Raw genomic sequence first — 18,393 nt, 5'->3', positions numbered from 1 at the left:
CGTTGTGAAAAACAGTGAGAGCTTCACGGCTCCCGAAAGTTCCGGCCTGTCCAGTCCAATCGGGAAAACGGATACTGATTTCTGCTGGCAGGGCAGCGATGGGAATTCTTATATTCCTGGTGCAGATGTTCCTGCAGGTGTAACTTCCCTGACGGCGCAATGGACACCTATGACTTATACCGTAATGCTGGAAACAAACGGTGGTACGATTGCTGACGGAAAAGATGTGATAAGCTATACCTATGGCGTAGGTGCGACTTTGCCGACAGAGAACGATATAACCCGAGAGGGCTATACATTTGAAGGCTGGTATGCAGACAGCAGCTTTTCCGGCACTCCTGTTACGGAGATCAGCAGCGACGACATGGGCAACAAAGAGTTCTACGCAAAATGGATGCGGAACACCACGCCAATTATCCCCGGCGATACGGTAAACTATGTCGTGGAGCATTACAAGGCCAGTGACAATGGCTATACGCTGGAAGAAACAGAAAAACTTGGAGACAAAATCGGCTCGAATGTTACCGCCGAGCCGAAAATCTACACAGGCTACACTTATAACCCGGATGCGGTTGGAAGTGTTTCCATGGGTACGTTAAAAAAGATCAGCAGTGCGGCAGATATTGTGACCTTGAAACTCTACTATGACCTGACCGTTTATACCGTAACCGTAGAAAACGATGGGAATGGTTCCGCATCTGCTGCTCCTGTTTCTGCAACGATGGGCGAGAAAATCACGCTGACATCAACGCCAAACAGTGGCTATCGCTTTAAGGAATGGCAGATTGTTTCCGGCGACGTGACGATCAGTGGCGATGTATTTACCATGCCAGCCGGTAATGTGGTTGTAAAAGCTGTTTTTGAAAGAAAATCAAGCGATGGTGGTGGCAGAGATTCTTCCTCTGACCGTGATACATCCTCTTCCGCAATCAGAAAAGATCCGATCAAGGGTAGGATCAGTAGTGATCGCGGCATCATAACTGGCGCAGCCAACAGCACGGCCAATGATGGTTACAGTCACTGGATGCAGAATGAACATGGCTGGTGGCTCCGTTTTGCGGATAACAGCTATCCGAAAGGCCGAAAGCATGGTATGTCCGGCAGTGCATATGCTTGGGAACTTATCAATGGCAATTGGTGGGCATTTGACGAGAATGGTTATGCGAAAACTGGCTGGCTTAGGGATGAAGCATTTGGCGGTTGGTTCTATATGGATCCGGAACGAGGCATGCAGACTGGCTGGGTTCTGATTGATGGTGTCTGGTATTATTTCCATCCGGTATCTGATGGTAGAAGGGGCATTATGTATGCAGGACAGAAAACATCAGATGGATATTATGTAGACGAAAAGGGTGCATGGGATCGCAAAGAAAAATAAATCAGTCGGAATATCGATCTGTTTCTGGGAAAACTGAGCCTGGAATGTCAGGAAAATAGCGGTGTATAGTTATGAAAAAGGATGACATTATGAATTCGAATTATATCTATCATGAAGCACATGTATAGGGAAATTGATAATCAACCATTGATTTTCAGAACAGTCGGGTCTATAATGTTCATTAATCAATCGATTACAAATCTTCCCGCGGATGACAAAACGGCAAATGCATCAGGATACCGCATCGGGGTCCATGGGAAACCAGAGATGGAGGATAAGACAATGGAAAAGAAAAATCTTGACTGGGGCAATATCGGATTCAGCTATGTAACAACCGATTACCGCTATGTATCAAATTATAAAGATGGAAAATGGGATGAGGGTACCCTCACTGAGGATCCGAACGTAGTCATCAACGAGTGCGCAGGTATCCTGCAGTATTGTCAGGAGTGCTTTGAGGGCTTAAAGGCATATACCACCGAGGACGGCAGCATTGTAACCTTCCGCCCGGACTTAAACGCAGAGCGTATGATGGACTCCTGCGCAAGACTGGAGATGCCGCAGTTCCCGAAGGAACGTTTCATGGAGGCTCTGGACAAGGTTGTTAAAGCGAACGAGGCCTGGGTACCGCCGTATGGTAGTGGGGCAACTCTTTATATCCGCCCATATATGTTTGCTTCAGGACCGGTTATTGGCGTAAAACCGTCCAACGAGTATCAGTTCCGTATTCTCGTAACTCCGGTAGGTCCGTACTTTAAGGGTGGCGCGAAGCCGATCACCATCTGTGTTAGTGACTTCGACCGTGCTGCACCTCACGGAACCGGTCATGTAAAGGCTGGCTTAAACTATGCAATGAGCCTGCATGCACATGAGGTTGCCCATGCAAACGGATTCGATGAGAATATGTTCCTGGATCCGGCAACCAGAACCTACGTAGAGGAGACCGGTGGAGCAAACTTCCTGTTCGTAACAAAAGATGGCGAGCTGGTAACTCCGAAGTCTGATTCTATTTTGCCGTCCATCACCAGACGATCCCTGGTATATGTAGCAGAGAATTACCTTGGCCTGAAAGTAACCCAGCGCCCGGTAAAACTGTCTGAACTTGGCGATTTCGCAGAGTGCGGACTGTGCGGAACTGCAGCAGTGATCTCACCGGTGGGTAAGGTTGTAGACCACGGCAAAGAAATCTGCTTCCCGAGCGGCATGGAGAAGATGGGACCGACCATCCAGAAACTGTACGATACCTTAACCGGCATCCAGATGGGCAAGATTGAAGCTCCGGAAGGCTGGATCCACAAGATCAAATAGTAATTGAGAGAATATATGAAAAAAGCTCTGGCATTTTGGCGCCGGAGCTTTTTTGGAGCTTAAGCTAGAAAGAAAACAAAAAGAAAAAGTCGCGTATTTGCGCGACTTTTTAAGTGGAGCTGAGGGGAATCGAACCCCTGTCCGAAAACCAATTCCCTGTTCTTCTACTATCATAGTCTGTTATTTGACATTCCCTCTGCCGCACGGGAACAGACACTCTTGCGGTTTCAGTAGCTTCATGATACGCCCATGCACGCAAAGCTTAGTACATGTCGTTTCTCACATAGTCGATGCCAGATTCTTAATGTGTGAGTGCACTAAGGCTGACAGCAGCCATTAGGCTGCGTATGCTAAATTATCTTCAGCGTTTAATTTTAATTTTGCCGTTTAACGCACCGCATGCGGATAGCTTCACCAGCTGCATGATCCCCGTCGAAACCAGTACAACCCCTTACTGGCTCATCGTGACCTGCCGATGATAGAAACATGTGTATTGTAGCATGCAGTTTCTTATTTGTCAATGAACGGAAGGAGTATTTGAAAAATAATCGAACATACATTCTTGACAAATCTATGATTTATGCGAAAATAAACAGGAATACAAAAATCAACGACAGCAGGAGAAATACACCATGAGCAGAAAAAAGAATGTATACAATCAGGCGAAGCGCGGCGTGAAGCGCTATAAAAAGGCGAAAGCGAGAAAGAAAGGCAGAGCGGCCATTTTCGCCGTTGTGGCCATGATCCTGGCGGCGGTGGGTGTCAGCCAGAAAAACATTGGGCAGCTGGAGCAGGCTGTGGACAATATTCTGGATGCCTATGAAACTACAGTGGATGCCGAAAATTCTCAGGCCGTCGGAGATGGCGGAAATGCAGAGGTACCTGCAGGCAGCGCCGCGCCAGATGATGCGATATCAGAAACACCAGATAGTGAAACACCGGCAGCAGATGGCAGCGGCCAGGCTGCGTCTGGAGACAGCAGTGATTTTGCCACAGTTCCATCCGGCACGGAAATCGGCGCGGGCGCAGAGGTCTACGTGGATCTTGCGGCTATCCCGGCCTATTCCGGGGAGCCATATGCCATTGTAAATGGCAATATCCCATACTTTACAGCTTTTGATCTGACCAGTGAATCCTTTGAATACTACAGTGATCTGGATAACCTGGGGCGCTGCAGCACGGCTTATGCCAGTGTCGGCACAGATCTGATGCCTACGGAAAAGCGTGGTTCCATCAGCAAAGTGAAGCCAAGCGGCTGGCAGATCTCCAAATATGATTTTGTGGATGGCAAATACCTGTACAACCGCTGCCATCTCATCGGTTACCAGCTAACCGCCGAGAATGCCAATGAGAAAAACCTGATCACCGGTACCCGTTATCTGAATGTAGATGGTATGCTGCCTTTCGAGAATCTGGTGGCAGATTACGTCAAAGAAACAGACAACCATGTGCTCTACCGGGTGACGCCGGTCTTTGAGGGAGACAACCTGGTGGCATCCGGTGTGCTGATGGAGGCAGAATCTGTAGAAGATGAGGGTGATGGTGTGGAATACTGCGTTTACGTGTATAATGTGCAGCCGGGGGTTGTGATCAATTATGCAACAGGAGAAAATGCTGCTGTCAACAGGTAGGAATTTTCTGAACTGAAAATTACGCTGTTAACGAGCAACATTGACGGACCGTATGTAACTATGCTAAAATCTGGTATAACAGAAGAAAAACGTTACATGCATATGTTGGTGAGTAACGGGAAAATGGCGGAGTTACATATGAAAAAGAACAAGCTGGTCCGTACCCTCGGAATGGGGTTCACGGCGATCGCAGTGGCAGTGTCCGTGTCTCTATCTGGTATTCGCAGTGAAGCGGCACCTTCTTACCTGAAAGCGGCAACTTATGTTTCGGATGCCTGGGTGAGCAACTTCTGGAACTCGGAGAGCGATCACATGGATGAAGAACTGGCGCAGATCGCGGCAGATGGTTTTAACAGTATTGTGCTGGTGGTTCCGTGGCGGGAATTTCAGCCCGGGGTACTCCCACTTTCCTACAACCGTTACGCGTTTCAGAAACTCGACAAGGTTATGAATGTCGCAAATGCCCACGGGCTTATGGTGGAACTGCGGGTTGGCTATGTATGGGACTATTATAATGATGATGTGACAACAGGACGTTTCCGTGATCTGTTAAAAGACCCATCTACCCGTGCAGCGTGGCTGGCATACGCAAAACAGATCTACCGGACGGCATCGGCTCATTCCAACTTCCACGGAGGATTTATGACCTGGGAGGATTTCTGGAACTATGTCGAAGATGCGGGAAACTTTGGAGCAGGAGCTAACAGCCGCATTGCGGCGAAGAACTGCGGCTATCAGGCATGGCTGAAAAAACATTATACCTTAAAACAGGTGAACGAATATTATCAGCCAAAAGAAGTATTTACCAGCTATGACAATATCTATATTCCTGCCAGGAAAGATTATGCCTTTAAGCTGTTTTATGATTTTTACGATGACTTTCTGAATGACCTTCTGGAAGATACCCAGAAGGTATTTCCGGGACTGTCTATGGAGGTCCGGCTGGATGTCGATCCTGTGAGTGCACAGGATGGAAACGGAGAAACAGGAGCATCGCATTATGGTACTTTTCAATGTGGTAACGCAGAGTACACCTCCCTGATGTACAGTGTATCCATGGGGCACGGCTTTGGAAATGTGCTTTCTGCAGAGGAAGCCATAAAGACCATGAATGAACAGCTTTCTCTTGTCCGGGCCAATAATGGAGGCAAGCCGGTTTTTATTGACCAGCTGCTCTACATGGATGTTACCGAAGGCTTTGAACAGAATGCAAGACTGGCAGAAAGCCATCGCGGGGCGTACCTTACCGGAATTCCGGATACGCTGCGGACCCATACAAACGGTTATGCGGTCTGGACATACCGGAATTATACGAATAATCCGGTTTATAATCATCAGTTCGCCCTGGGGACCAGGGGATGGAATGTGACTGGCGGACGCGTGGTAGAACGGGCTGGCAGCAATCAGCTTTATCTTGAGAGCGGAGGAAGCCTTTCGCAGAAAGTGGGACACCGGATCGGAGGCCGCAGTACTCACGATGGCCATGTCCGTTTTAACGCAGACAGTGACGGACCGGCAACGCTGACCGTAAAGCTTGGGGCCATGAGCCGGACTGTGGAGGTAAACGGGGCAAGGCAGTATGATCTGAATCTTGGCAGAAGGGGGTTCTATGAGGTAAGCTTTGAAGCTGATGGTGATTTGTACCTGGATAACATCCATGTATACAATTTTGTCCAGGATGGACAGCTCCGTGATATAGATGGAAATGAACTCAGCTGCATGAGTGCTATGCGCTCTTTAAACGCGAGTATGGATTAAGACGCTGTTTCGGAAGAAATTCAGTTTTTAGTGCTTGACATCTGGGTCTTGCGTGCTATAATCAGTGAAGATATGAGAGATATTTTCATATGTTAACACGTTGATGAGAAGAGTACTCTGGCAGAGTCATTCAGAGAGAGATGCAAGTGGTGTGAGCATCTTATGAGAAAGCCGGCAGGAAAACCAGCTCGGAGTGGTCCTTAATCGGATCCGGTGATTCCGTTACCATCAGAATGAAGCGGCTGTCTGAAATATCAGGCGGCAAACAGGGTGGAACCGCGATAAAAGAATTGTCGTCCCTTGTCCGGTGCGCAGAGCGCATCAGGCAGGGGACTTTTTTATTTCATTTTTGAAAATCCTTATCGTCCCTTGTATCATCATTTTAATAAAGAATACCAGGAGGAAAAAAGGCATGATCATCACATTAAAAGATGGAAGCAAAAAAGAATATGCACAGGCTATGTCCATTATCGATATCGCCCGTGACATCAGCGAAGGACTGGCACGCGTGGCATGCGTCGGAGAAGTGGACGGACAGACAGAGGATTTGCGTACGGTCATTGATAAGGACTGTGAGCTGAATATTCTGACTGCGAAGGATGCAGAGGGTCTTGCGGCACTGCGTCATACCGCAAGCCATGTTATGGCACAGGCTATCAAGAGACTGTATCCGAGCGCAAAGCTTGCGATCGGTCCGTCTATTGCCGACGGATTCTATTATGATATCGATTTCGAGACCCCGATCACAGCAGACGATCTGGAAAAAATCGAGGCTGAGATGAAGAAGATCATCAAAGAAGCACTGCCGTTAGAGCGCTTTACCCTTCCGAGAGAAGAGGCACTGGCCCTGATGAAAGAAAAAGAGGAGCCGTACAAGGTAGAGCTTATCGAGGATCTTCCGGAGGGTGAGGAGATCAGCTTCTACAAGCAGGGCGAGTTTACTGACCTTTGCGCAGGCCCGCACTTAATGAATACCAAGGAAGTTGGAAAGGCTTACAAGCTGACCAGCATTGCAGGTGCTTATTGGAGAGGCAACGAGCATAACAAGATGCTGACCCGTATCTACGCAACTGCGTTCGCAAAGAAAGAAGAACTGGAAGCTTATATTACCATGATGGAAGAGGCAAAGAAGCGTGACCACAGAAAACTGGGCAAAGAGCTTGGCCTGTTCATGATGCACGAGGCTGGCCCGGGATTCCCGTTCTTCCTGCCGAAGGGCATGATTCTGAAAAACACCCTGTTAGAGTACTGGAGAGAGATCCACAAAAAGGCAGGTTATGTAGAGATTTCCACCCCGATCATCTTAAACAGAAGCCTGTGGGAGACCTCCGGCCACTGGGATCACTACAAAGATAACATGTACACCACCGTGATCGATGATCAGGACTACGCGATCAAACCGATGAACTGCCCGGGCGGTGTTCTGGTTTATGCTTCCGAGCCGCGTTCCTACCGTGACCTGCCGCTGCGCATGGGCGAGCTTGGTATCGTTCATCGTCATGAGAAATCCGGTCAGCTGCATGGTCTGATGCGTGTGCGCTGCTTCACTCAGGATGATGCGCACATCTTCATGACTCCGGAGCAGATCAAAGATGAGATCAAAGGGGTTGCACAGCTGATCGACAGCGTTTACAAGCTGTTCGGCTTCAAATATCATGTTGAGCTTTCTACCCGTCCGGAAGACAGCATGGGAAGTGATGAAGATTGGGAGATGGCTACAGACGGTTTGAGAAGCGCTCTGGATGAAATGGGTCTGGACTATGTCGTAAACGAGGGCGACGGCGCATTCTACGGACCGAAGATTGACTTCCATCTGGTCGATGCCATCGGAAGAACCTGGCAGTGCGGTACCATTCAGCTTGACTTCCAGCTTCCGCAGCGTTTTGAGCTGGAATACATCGGCGCAGATGGCGAGAAGCATCGTCCGATCATGATCCATCGAGTTGCTTTCGGCTCCATCGAACGTTTCATCGGTATTCTGATCGAGCATTTTGCAGGCGCATTCCCGACCTGGCTGGCTCCGGTACAGGTAAAGGTACTCCCGATCTCTGACAAGTACATGGACTATGCAGAGAAAGTAAAAGCTGCCCTGGATGCAGAAAATATCCGCGTAGAGGTAGATACCCGTTCTGAGAAGATCGGCTACAAGATCCGTGAGGCTCAGAAGAACAAGATTCCGTATATGCTGGTAGTTGGCCAGAAGGAAGAGGAAGACGGAGTGGTATCTGTCCGCAGCCGTTTTAAAGGCGATGAGGGCCAGGCATCCTTAGAGAGCTTCATCGAGAACATCAAAAAGGAAATTGTTTCCAGAGAAGCACGTGCTGTTGAGGTGAAGGCAGAGCAGAAGTAAGTTTTTTGCATAGATTTCCGAAAAGAAACCCATACTAGACCTGTGAAATAAATATTAACCAACAGGAGGTATGGGTTCCATGACGAAATTAGAGTGCAACGTAACAAATTGTCTTCACAATGCCGATCATTGCTGCTGCAAACAGTCCATCTTGGTAGACGGACATGACGCGAAAGAAAAAGAACAGACTTGCTGCGGAAGCTTCGATGAAAACAAGGGCGGTCTCTTTAAGAACGTTTTTAAAACACCGGAGAGCAGCTTGTCTGTAGACTGTGAGGCAGTACAGTGTATCTACAACGATAACCGCCATTGTGCGGCTGCGAAGATCGGCATTGCCGGGGATGGGGCAAGCAGGGCGGAACAGACGCTCTGCACCACCTTTCAGATGTCCTGAAAAATAGCAAAATAAAAAATATGAAAAATCCCCGGAAAAGTGCTTGACTTTCCCGGGGATTCATAGTATAGTAACATAAGTTGTGAGAACAACGCAGGAAAGTAGGTATCCACCTCACCTCGGCACGAGCAAGTGACCCTGGTTTATAGCAAAGAATGCGTATATGCGGCGGCATCAACGTCCTATGCGATGCTTTTGAGGGTGGATAGAATATTCTATCTACTTTTTTTATGCAGAAAAACAGACATGCAGAATTCTATGATGGGGGTGCACGACTATTAGCGAGTTAATGATTAACGAACAGATCAGAGACAAAGAAGTTCGATTGATTGGTGAAGACGGCGAGCAGCTGGGTATCATGTCCGCGAAGGAAGCCTATAAACTGGCTCAGGACGCGGAACTGGATCTCGTAAAGATTGCTCCGACGGCAAAACCACCGGTTTGTAAGATTATCGATTACGGTAAATATCGTTACGAGCTGGCAAGAAAAGAAAAAGAAGCTAGAAAAAAACAGAAGGTAATCGAGGTTAAAGAAGTGCGGTTGTCTCCGAATATTGACACCAACGACTTGAACACAAAAACGGGCGCAGCACGAAAGTTCCTGGAAAAGGGCGATAAAGTCAAAGTTACCTTACGTTTCCGTGGTCGTGAGATGGCGCACATGTCCAAGTCCAAGTATATCCTGGATGACTTTGCAGAGAGCTTAAAGGATATCGCAACCATTGACAAGCCTTCCAAAGTGGAAGGAAGAAGCATGGTTATGTTTTTGACTGCCAAGAAGTAAAAGCAAAGAGAAAGATTAAGGAGGAAGTTATAATGCCTAAATTAAAAACAAGCAGAGCAGCTGCAAAACGTTTCAAAAAGACCGGTACCGGTAAGCTGGTAAGAAATAAAGCATACAAATCTCACATCTTAACTAAGAAGTCTACCAAGAGAAAAAGAAATCTTAGAAAAGATATCGTTACCGATGCTACCAACGCAAAGGTAATGAAGAAGATTTTACCATATCTGTAATAGACTGATTAGTTTAAGAAGGAGGAAAAACCGATGGCAAGAATTAAAGGCGGTATGAACGCAAAGAAGAAACACAATAGAGTGCTGAAGATGGCTAAAGGCTACAGAGGAGCACGTTCTAAACAGTATAGAGTAGCAAAGCAGTCTGTAATGAGAGCTCTGACCAGCTCCTACGCAGGCCGCAAGCAGAGAAAGAGACAGTTCCGTCAGCTGTGGATCGCTCGTATCAACGCAGCAGCACGTATCAACGGTCTGTCCTACAGCAAGTTCATGTATGGCTTAAAGCTGGCTGGTGTTGAGATGAACCGTAAGGTCCTGTCTGACATGGCTATCAACGATGCTGAGGGCTTCGCTAAACTGGCTGAGCTGGCAAAAGCTAAATTAGCTTAATTCAGAATCTGAACGAAAATTTAACATAGTGGCAGAGCTGATTCTGCCGTGGACCCGTCTGGTTTTTGAGAGAAAACCGGACGGGTTTTGTTGTTCTAAGGAGTAACAGGAGTACGAAACCGGAACCGGGCGTGCCGGATTTGTGAAACGAAAGGAGTGGATCTTTGAATCAGATTATCCTGCTTGTTGGCGTTGTGATCATGATCTGTGTCCTGATGGGACGCGTAACCTCCAGGCTGGCTGTGCCGTCCCTGCTGATCTTTATCGGATTGGGAATGCTGTTTGGGGAAGATGGGATCTTCCGGATTGTATTTGATGATTATGGAGTAACGGAGACGATCTGTTCTGTCAGCCTGATCTTTATTATCTTTTACGGAGGCTTTGGGACAAATGTGAAGGAAGCAAAGAGTGTGGCTGCAAAGGCGCTGCTTTTGTCCACACTGGGCGTGGCGCTGACCACCGGATTTGTGGGCGTGTTCGTACATCTGGTGCTGCGTCTGCCGTGGCTGGAGAGCTTTCTGGTTGGCTCGGTGATCGCATCTACGGACGCAGCGTCTGTATTTAATATCCTGCGCACGAAAAAGCTGGATCTGAAATATCATACGGCATCGCTTCTGGAGCTGGAATCCGGTTCGAATGACCCGGTATCTTATATGCTGACGGTGGTATTCATCGCCATGATGAGCGGAAAAGCAGTTTCCCTTCCGCTGATGCTGGCGCAGCAGATCGGATTTGGTCTTGTGTGCGGTGCAGTGGCTGGGCGTCTGGCTGTCTGGGCGATAGACCGGTTCTCGTTTCAGATCGAGGAAGGCAATACGATCTTTGCAGTGGCAGCTATGCTGGTGAGCTACGCGCTGCCGCAGGTAATTGGCGGAAATGGTTATCTGGCAGTGTATCTGTGCGGCATCATCATGGGAAATTCCCGGATTCCGGAAAAACGGAATCTGATGCATGTGTTTGATACGGTCACGGGCATTGCGCAGATGATGATCTTCTTCCTGCTGGGGCTTCTGGCGACACCCAGTGAGCTTCCGGCGGTCCTGCTTCCGGCAGCACTGATCATGCTGTTTATGACGGTGATCGCCCGTCCGGCGGCGGTAGCAGCCATTCTTCTGCCGTTCCGGTCCCATATCCGTCAGATTGGCGTGGTATCCTGGGCGGGACTGCGCGGCGCTGCCTCCATCGTGTTTGCGATCATGGCCGTTTTGAGCAAAGTGCCGATGCACTATAATCTTTACAATCTGGTGTTCTGCGTGGTACTTCTTTCCATTGCAGTGCAGGGGACTTTTCTGCCGCTGGTATCCGAAAAGCTTCGGATGATCGACCGGAATATGGATGTGCGCCGTACCTTCAATGATTATGAGGAGGAAAGCAGTATCCATTTTGTAAAGACACATATTCAGGAAGGGCATCTGTTTTGCGGCAAAAGGGTAAGAGACATCAGTCTCCCACCGGAAATGCTGATCGTAATGATCCTCCGGGGAGAAGAAAAGCGTATCCCCAATGGAGATACGCTGCTTCTGGCCGGCGACCTTCTGATCCTTGCTGCCCCGGAGTTCACTGAAGGAGAAAATCTGATCCTGCGGGAGAGAACTACGGTCAAGGGAGACAAGTGGACCGGAAAAACCCTGAAGGAAATCCCTCTCTCGAAAGGGACGCTGGTAGTATCTGTCAGGAGAGGGGAAGAAACCCTCATCCCGACCGGAAATACCAGGATTCAGGAAGGCGATATCCTGATCATAGCCAAATATTAAGCCTTTTCATAGACGGAGAAGTTATTGCGTCCTCCGCGCTTTGTCTGATACAGTGCCTTATCTGCATTGCGGTACAGGTCATCAAATCGGGTTCCCTGCTCTGGGCTGAAGGCGACGCCCACACTGAAGGTGATGGCCTGTCCGTTCATTTCTGCATGCTTTACGGAGCGGATGTGCTCCAGCATGCTCTGGACACGGGAAAGGGCAGCATCCCGGGAGGAAACCTGCTTCATGAGTATCACGAATTCATCGCCGCCAACGCGCCCAATAATATCATCGTCCCGGAACTGGTTCTTTAAGAATTCGCCCACGCGATGCAGGACTTTGTCACCGACAGCGTGTCCGTAGGTATCATTGACGCTCTTGAACTTGTCGATGTCCAGGATGAGAAACGCATGAAGCGCATCCGGACGGCTCGTCCGCAGAAATTCATCAATGGCGGGCTGCGTATGTTCCTTATTATATACAGCAGTCAGACCATCGATCTGCGCGGTATGTACCAGCTCGTTGTAGTCTCTGGTGTGGACGGATACAATGCGTCCGATCAGAAGAATGACCAGGAGTATGAAATAGGCATTCAGGATCAGCTCATAATTGTGAATGAAACTGTAATTCGCGTTTGCAACGGACACCGGAATCACATAGCATATCATCCAGTTATTTAAAAGAATCGGAGCATAGGCAACATAGCGGCCGGATTTTTGAATTCCCGGCTGAGACAGTTTGAGCAGGCCATGCGTCTTTGCCTGAAATGCATCGCGGATTGTCTGCAGAGAATCTTTTCCGCAGACAGTCCACTGACTGTAAAAGTCGAAAAAGTTGTCACCATAGCTGATGATCTGGTGTGTAGAATTGCCGTCCAGTGTGATGATGTCTCCGTCTTCATTAATAATGATACAAAAGCCTTCACCCCCAAACAGATCATCGAAGATCAGATGGTTTAGCTCAGTTACATTGTAGGACGCACTGAGAAGACCGATGATTGCATTGTCATGGAGAACGGGCACGCTGAGAATGACACGGGTTTCATGGTCAATGCTGCTTTGAACGGGATCGCTCAGTGTCCGCTTTCCGGTTATGCCCTCCTGGAAATAGCTGCGGTGGGAGACATTCTTTATATCACCGTTTTCATAGTGGGAGGTGCCGTCCGGCTCAATGAGGGCTACATGGTCGATAGACGTGGTGGACTGGATGGCGGAAAGCATGTTTTTGTTTTTTTCAGAGATGAGTTCGCCCTCTGCTCCGATCTGCGCGGCAACACCGTCCAGAAACTGGTAGTTGACATTCAGAATCTCTTCAAAATGGATGCTCTGCCTGGAAATATTCGAGGTAAGCTTTTTCTGGGCCAGCTGATCTGCGGCATGATGGGATGCGATGGAAAATACAAGGATGCCCATAGCTGTGGCAATGATAAAAGCCGCTATACTGGATAGGTAACCCTGCAAGGGTGTCTCTGTCTTTTTCTTCATAGGCATACTCCCTCGGATTTTACTTATTATAGTTAATTATATCAAATTTTGCCGGAAATTCTACAGAATGCGGATTGAAAATTTGACAAAATGGATAAAAAATGTGTCAAAACGGGAAAATTGAAAGAAGTAAATACAAGAAGAAAAAAACTTGAAAAATAAAGAAAAAGTACTTGCCAGAACAGGAAAACTGTGATATATTATTAAACGTTCGCGGGAGTGCTGGAATTGGCAGACAGGCTAGACTAAGGATCTAGTGGCAGTTATGTCGTGTGGGTTCAAGTCCCATCTCCCGCAGTATCTTCCAGAAAGATACGGGAACATTCCTCGATAGCTCAGTCGGTAGAGCACGCGGCTGTTAACCGCGCTGTCGTAGGTTCAAGTCCTACTCGGGGAGCTTTGCAGAAGTGGCGGAATTGGCAGACGCGCACGGTTCAGGTCCGTGTGGTAGCAATACCTTGTGGGTTCGACTCCCATCTTCTGCATCAGTGAAAACGGAGAGCAAAGGTTCTTCGTTTTTTTGTTTTATAGGAAGTTACACGGCAAAAATTTCTGAATTGACATTTTTTCACATGTTTTCACGGAAACATATATTTTTAAAAAAATCAAAAAAGCAGTTGACAAATTATATGGAGTTAGATATAATATACTTGTTGGTTCGGTGAGTGATCGCTGAGCAAATGGTTCGCAGAAGTGGCGGAATTGGCAGACGCGCACGGTTCAGGTCCGTGTGGTAGCAATACCTTGTGGGTTCGACTCCCATCTTCTGCATCAGCGAAAGCGGAGAACGAAAAGTTCTTCGCTTTTTTGCATGCCCAAAACCGGAAAATAGTATGAAAATTTCAAAAATTATGCTATACTTATTATAATTTATGCGAAGCAATGAGCAAAGTCCGGAAAGGGGCGGTGTCTGATGAACATAAGAGAGATGAGGGAAGCCTGGGAGGCAGATTATCTGAGCTGCTATGCATCATTGAGCAAAAACACAAGGGGGCGTGACCGTGAGGAACAGCCCTGTGACATCCGCACTGCATATCAGCGCGACCGTGACCGGATTCTCCATTGCAAATCCTTCCGAAGACTCAAACATAAGACCCAGGTATTTCTGGCTCCGGAGGGTGACCATTACCGTACCCGTTTGACCCATACGCTGGAAGTGGCACAGATTTCCCGTACCATTTCCCGCGCCCTGCGCCTGAACGAGGATCTTACTGAGGCCATTGCCCTGGGACATGATCTGGGCCATACGCCCTTTGGACACTCCGGCGAACGGATCCTGGATGAATTGTGTCCCTATGGCTTTGCGCATTATCTGCAGAGTGTGCGGGTGGTGGAAGTACTCGAAAAAGATGGGAAGGGCTTAAATCTTACCTGGGAAGTCCGCGATGGCATCATGAACCACAGAACCAGCGGTCATCCTTCTACACTGGAGGGATGTGTCGTGCGCCTTTCGGACAAGATTGCCTATATTAACCATGATATCGATGATGCTATCCGGGCAAAGATTTTTACCGAAGATCAGCTTCCGGAAAAGTACACGGATGTGCTGGGGCACAGCGTGAGGGAACGATTGAATCTGCTGATCCATGATATCATCCTGCAGAGCATGGACCGTCCTGAGATCCTCATGTCTTCTCATATTGAGGAAGCAATGCAGGGTCTCCGGCGCTGGATGTTTGAAAATGTTTACGAGAATAAAGTGCCGAAAGCCGAAGAGGGCAGAGCCCAGCAGCTTCTGGTGTTTTTATATCAGTATTATCTGAAACACACGCAAGAGCTTCCGGAAGAATATCTGCTGATGATCCGGGAACGGAAAGAGCCAAAGGAACGGGTGGTCTGCGACTACATTGCAGGCATGAGCGACAGCTATTCCATTGACAAATTCGAGGAACTGTTTATTCCGAAGTCATGGAAGGTGCATTAAGGCGTATCCGATCAGATACGGAACAGATTCATCTGATGAAAGAGACAGGGAAAGGAGAGCTTCATGTATTATCCGGAAGATGTCGTAGAAGAAGTGCGCACAAGGAATGACATTGTAGATGTGATCTCTGGATATGTAAAACTTCAGAAGAAAGGGGCAAATTATTTTGGACTCTGCCCCTTTCATAATGAAAAATCACCATCGTTTTCCGTTTCACCCCAGAAGCAGATGTATTACTGCTTCGGGTGCGGGGCTGGAGGCAATGTCATTACGTTCGTGATGGAATATGAGAATTACACCTTTCCGGAGGCTTTGAAGGTGCTGGCAGACCGGGCCGGCGTTCATCTGCCGGAGGTGGAGTATTCCAAAGAAGAGAGGGCGAAAGCAGACAGGCGTTCGACTCTTCTGGAGATCAACAAGCTGGCTGCTAATTATTTTTATTACCAGCTGCATCAGCCGCATGGTAAGCTTGGCTATGACTATTTTCGCGGACGGGAGCTGTCTGATGATACCATTCGCCGGTTTGGACTGGGGTTTGCCAATAAGACGAGCAATGACCTGTATCAGTATCTGCGCTCCAGGGGCTATACAGACGAAATACTGCGCGACAGCGGCCTGGTGACCATGGAAGAACGAGGCAGCCATGACAAGTTCTGGAACCGCGTTATGTTCCCTATCATGGACGTGAACAATCGTGTCATTGGCTTTGGCGGACGCGTTATGGGAGATGGAACACCGAAATACCTGAATTCTCCGGAAACACTGGTCTTTGACAAGAGCCGTAATCTGTACGGACTGAATTATGCCCGGACCAGCCGGGAAAAATATATGCTGGCCTGTGAGGGCTATATGGATGTGATCGCCATGCATCAGGCGGGCTTCACCAATGCAGTGGCATCCCTGGGTACAGCGTTTACCACACAGCAGGCGGTGCTGTTAAAACGCTATACGGATACGGTCATCCTGACCTACGACAGTGACGGGGCCGGCGTGAAGGCGGCGCTCCGGGCTATTCCGATCTTAAAAGAGGTTGGCATCTCCACCAAGGTGCTGAATTTAAAGCCTTACAAGGATCCGGATGAATTCATCAGGAATATGGGAGCCGATGCGTTCCGGGAACGCATTGCGAATGCACAGAACAGCTTTCTGTTTGAGATTGATGTCTTAAAACGGGAATATGACCTGGGAGATCCGGAGCAGAAGACAAAATTCTATAACGCTGCGGCCAGAAAGCTTCTGGAATTCCAGGAAGCGCTGGAGCGTGACAATTATATCCGGGCGGTGGCACAGGCACAGTTTATCCCATATGAGGATCTGCGGCGTCTGGTGAACCGCCTTGGAAACCAGTTTGGTCCTGCTGCGGTCAGACACCGGGACGAGGAAGCATCCGAACCGAGGGAACGCAGAAAAAAGAAGGAGAAGGATGACGGCATCCGCCGCTCCCAGCGTCTGCTTCTTACCTGGCTGATCGAGCGTCCGCAATTATTTGAAAAGATTGATGGTATCATTGGACCGGATGATTTTAAGGAACCGCTGTACCATGAGGTGGCTCAGCAGGTATTTGACGGGCACCGGGAGGGACATATCAATCCGGCCGGGATCCTGAATCGGTATATCAACGATGAAGAACAATATAAACAGGTTGCGGCGCTGTTCAACGCAAGCCTGGATGACTCTTTAAATAATGAAGAACAGCGAAAAGCATTTTCCGAGACCGTGCTGAAGGTAAAGAAAAACAGCCTGGATGAGGCCAGCCGGAGTGCGGCAGACATTGCGGCGCTCCAGGAGATCATAAAGCAGCAGGCAGCACTGAAAACGCTGCAGATATCCATTGACTAAAGGAATTACCGGGGGTATTCCTACCGGCAGTCTGCAATTGAGAAAGGGCGGATCGATATGGAGGAACGTACACAGTCATTTGATGAGAAACTGACATTGCTTCTGGAGGAGGCGAAAAAGAAAAAAAATGTGCTTGAAAACCGGGAGATTCTGGATTTTTTTAAGGGCGAGATCCTGGATCCGGACAAGTTGGACCGGATATACGATTTTCTAGACAACCATCATGTAGACGTGCTCCGAACAGAAGAGGAGGACATAGATCCGGACCTGTTTCTGGATGAAGAATCGGAAGAAGAGGAAGAATCACAGCTCGATCAGCTGGATCTTTCTGTGCCGGAAGGCATTGGCGTGGAGGATCCTGTCCGTATGTATTTAAAGGAGATAGGCAAGATCCCGCTTCTGACCACAGATCAGGAAATTGAATTGGCAAAACGCATGGAGCTGGGAGACCAGCTGGCAAAAAAACGTCTTGCCGAGGCAAATCTCCGTCTTGTAGTAAGCATTGCCAAAAAGTACGTGGGACGCGGCATGCAGTTCCTGGATCTGATTCAGGAAGGAAATCTGGGACTCATCAAAGCTGTGGAAAAATTTGATTACCGCAAAGGCTATAAATTCTCTACTTATGCAACATGGTGGATCCGCCAGGCAATTACCCGGGCAATTGCAGACCAGGCCCGTACCATCCGCATTCCGGTGCATATGGTGGAGACGATCAACCGTCTCATTCGCACTTCCAGACAGCTGGTACAGGAACTTGGGCGGGAGCCAACTGCGGAGGAAATCGCCGCAAAAATGGAGATTCCGGTAGAGCGTGTACGTGAGATCCGCAAGATCTCCCAGGATCCGGTGTCGCTGGAGACACCAATTGGTGAGGAGGAAGACAGCCATCTCGGAGATTTTATTCAGGATGAGCACGTGGCAGTTCCTGCGGAGGAGGCAACCTTTACCCTGCTCCATGAACAGCTGATGGAAGCCCTTGATACCCTGACTGAGCGGGAACAGCAGGTACTGCGCCTGCGTTTTGGACTGGATGACGGAAAGCCGAGAACTCTGGAAGAGGTAGGAAAGCAGTTCCATGTGACAAGAGAACGCATCCGTCAGATAGAAGCGAAAGCCCTGCGGAAGCTTCGTCATCCGAGTCGAAGCAAAAAACTGAAGGATTATCTGGATTGACAAAATACATT

General features: G+C 48.5%; 13 protein-coding genes, 4 tRNA genes, 1 other RNA gene, 1 pseudogene and 1 other annotated feature. Of the genes and pseudogenes, 17 read left to right on the top strand and 2 right to left on the bottom strand.

Features of this window, described 5'->3' with window-relative positions; genetic code table 11:
* Both ACMP1L_RS09165 and ACMP1L_RS09160 read left to right on the top strand, forming a co-directional pair.
* A partial coding sequence (locus ACMP1L_RS09165; RefSeq protein ID WP_418452775.1) for an InlB B-repeat-containing protein occupies positions 1-1,378 on the top strand: 1,378 nt, incomplete at its 5' end.
* Between the two features lie 267 nt (positions 1,379-1,645).
* Positions 1,646-2,686, top strand: a complete 1,041-nt coding sequence (locus ACMP1L_RS09160) for a branched-chain amino acid aminotransferase (RefSeq protein WP_177303733.1) — start codon at positions 1,646-1,648, stop codon at positions 2,684-2,686.
* Between the two features lie 111 nt (positions 2,687-2,797).
* Here the strand turns inward: ACMP1L_RS09160 and ssrA are convergent.
* Positions 2,798-3,137, bottom strand: a transfer-messenger RNA (tmRNA) gene (gene ssrA, locus ACMP1L_RS09155).
* A 460-nt stretch (positions 3,138-3,597) separates the two neighbouring features.
* Between ssrA and ACMP1L_RS09150 the strand changes: the two are divergent.
* The 8 genes and pseudogenes from ACMP1L_RS09150 to ACMP1L_RS09115 form a co-directional block, all read left to right on the top strand.
* Positions 3,598-4,299 (top strand): annotated as a pseudogene (locus tag ACMP1L_RS09150) (DNA/RNA non-specific endonuclease); the annotation flags it as partial.
* 156 nt (positions 4,300-4,455) lie between these two features.
* Entirely contained in the window at positions 4,456-6,075 is a 1,620-nt protein-coding gene (locus tag ACMP1L_RS09145) for a hypothetical protein (RefSeq protein WP_418452774.1), read from the top strand.
* Positions 6,076-6,166: 91 nt separating this feature from the next.
* Positions 6,167-6,379: a binding site (T-box leader), on the top strand.
* Positions 6,380-6,487: 108 nt separating this feature from the next.
* On the top strand, positions 6,488-8,425 hold the full coding sequence (gene thrS, locus ACMP1L_RS09140; protein ID WP_177303731.1) for a threonine--tRNA ligase: 1,938 nt from the start codon (positions 6,488-6,490) through the stop codon (positions 8,423-8,425).
* 79 nt (positions 8,426-8,504) lie between these two features.
* Positions 8,505-8,819 carry a DUF1540 domain-containing protein gene (locus ACMP1L_RS09135; RefSeq protein ID WP_118529964.1) on the top strand — a complete coding sequence of 105 codons (315 nt, stop codon included), beginning with the start codon at positions 8,505-8,507 and terminating at the stop codon, positions 8,817-8,819.
* 289 nt (positions 8,820-9,108) lie between these two features.
* Positions 9,109-9,603 (top strand): translation initiation factor IF-3, encoded by a 495-nt coding sequence (gene infC / locus ACMP1L_RS09130; RefSeq protein WP_118529966.1) that lies wholly within the window; start codon positions 9,109-9,111, stop codon positions 9,601-9,603.
* Between the two features lie 32 nt (positions 9,604-9,635).
* The gene (gene rpmI, locus ACMP1L_RS09125) at positions 9,636-9,833 is read left to right on the top strand and encodes a 50S ribosomal protein L35 (RefSeq protein ID WP_002603682.1); all 198 of its coding nucleotides are present in this window, start codon (positions 9,636-9,638) and stop codon (positions 9,831-9,833) included.
* Positions 9,834-9,866: 33 nt separating this feature from the next.
* Positions 9,867-10,223 (top strand): 50S ribosomal protein L20, encoded by a 357-nt coding sequence (rplT, locus tag ACMP1L_RS09120; protein WP_118529968.1) that lies wholly within the window; start codon positions 9,867-9,869, stop codon positions 10,221-10,223.
* A gap of 164 nt (positions 10,224-10,387) precedes the next feature.
* Positions 10,388-11,977, top strand: coding sequence for a potassium/proton antiporter (locus tag ACMP1L_RS09115; protein ID WP_418452771.1), 1,590 nt, complete (start codon positions 10,388-10,390; stop codon positions 11,975-11,977).
* Here ACMP1L_RS09115 and ACMP1L_RS09110 read toward each other — a convergent pair.
* Positions 11,974-13,446, bottom strand: a complete 1,473-nt coding sequence (locus ACMP1L_RS09110) for a sensor domain-containing diguanylate cyclase (RefSeq protein WP_418452770.1) — start codon at positions 13,444-13,446, stop codon at positions 11,974-11,976. The two genes, ACMP1L_RS09115 and ACMP1L_RS09110, sit on opposite strands and share 4 nt — an antisense overlap.
* Before the next feature lie 213 nt (positions 13,447-13,659).
* Here ACMP1L_RS09110 and ACMP1L_RS09105 point away from each other — a divergent pair.
* From ACMP1L_RS09105 to rpoD, 7 genes are all read left to right on the top strand, one after another.
* Positions 13,660-13,743, top strand: a tRNA-Leu gene (locus ACMP1L_RS09105).
* Positions 13,744-13,770: 27 nt separating this feature from the next.
* Positions 13,771-13,843 (top strand) — tRNA-Asn (locus ACMP1L_RS09100).
* 4 nt (positions 13,844-13,847) lie between these two features.
* A tRNA-Leu gene (locus ACMP1L_RS09095) sits at positions 13,848-13,931 on the top strand.
* Positions 13,932-14,133: 202 nt separating this feature from the next.
* Positions 14,134-14,217, top strand: a tRNA-Leu gene (locus tag ACMP1L_RS09090).
* Positions 14,218-14,359: 142 nt separating this feature from the next.
* Entirely contained in the window at positions 14,360-15,370 is a 1,011-nt protein-coding gene (locus ACMP1L_RS09085) for a deoxyguanosinetriphosphate triphosphohydrolase (RefSeq protein WP_118732725.1), read from the top strand.
* 63 nt (positions 15,371-15,433) lie between these two features.
* The gene (gene dnaG / locus ACMP1L_RS09080; RefSeq protein WP_418452769.1) at positions 15,434-17,209 is read left to right on the top strand and encodes a DNA primase; all 1,776 of its coding nucleotides are present in this window, start codon (positions 15,434-15,436) and stop codon (positions 17,207-17,209) included.
* A gap of 57 nt (positions 17,210-17,266) precedes the next feature.
* Positions 17,267-18,382 carry an RNA polymerase sigma factor RpoD gene (gene rpoD / locus ACMP1L_RS09075; protein ID WP_418452768.1) on the top strand — a complete coding sequence of 372 codons (1,116 nt, stop codon included), beginning with the start codon at positions 17,267-17,269 and terminating at the stop codon, positions 18,380-18,382.
* Positions 18,383-18,393 lie beyond the last annotated feature (11 nt).

Source organism: Ventrimonas sp., assembly GCF_048380235.1.
GTDB lineage: Bacteria > Bacillota > Clostridia > Lachnospirales > Lachnospiraceae > Brotaphodocola.
This window is presented reverse-complemented; position numbering and strand designations above follow the sequence as displayed.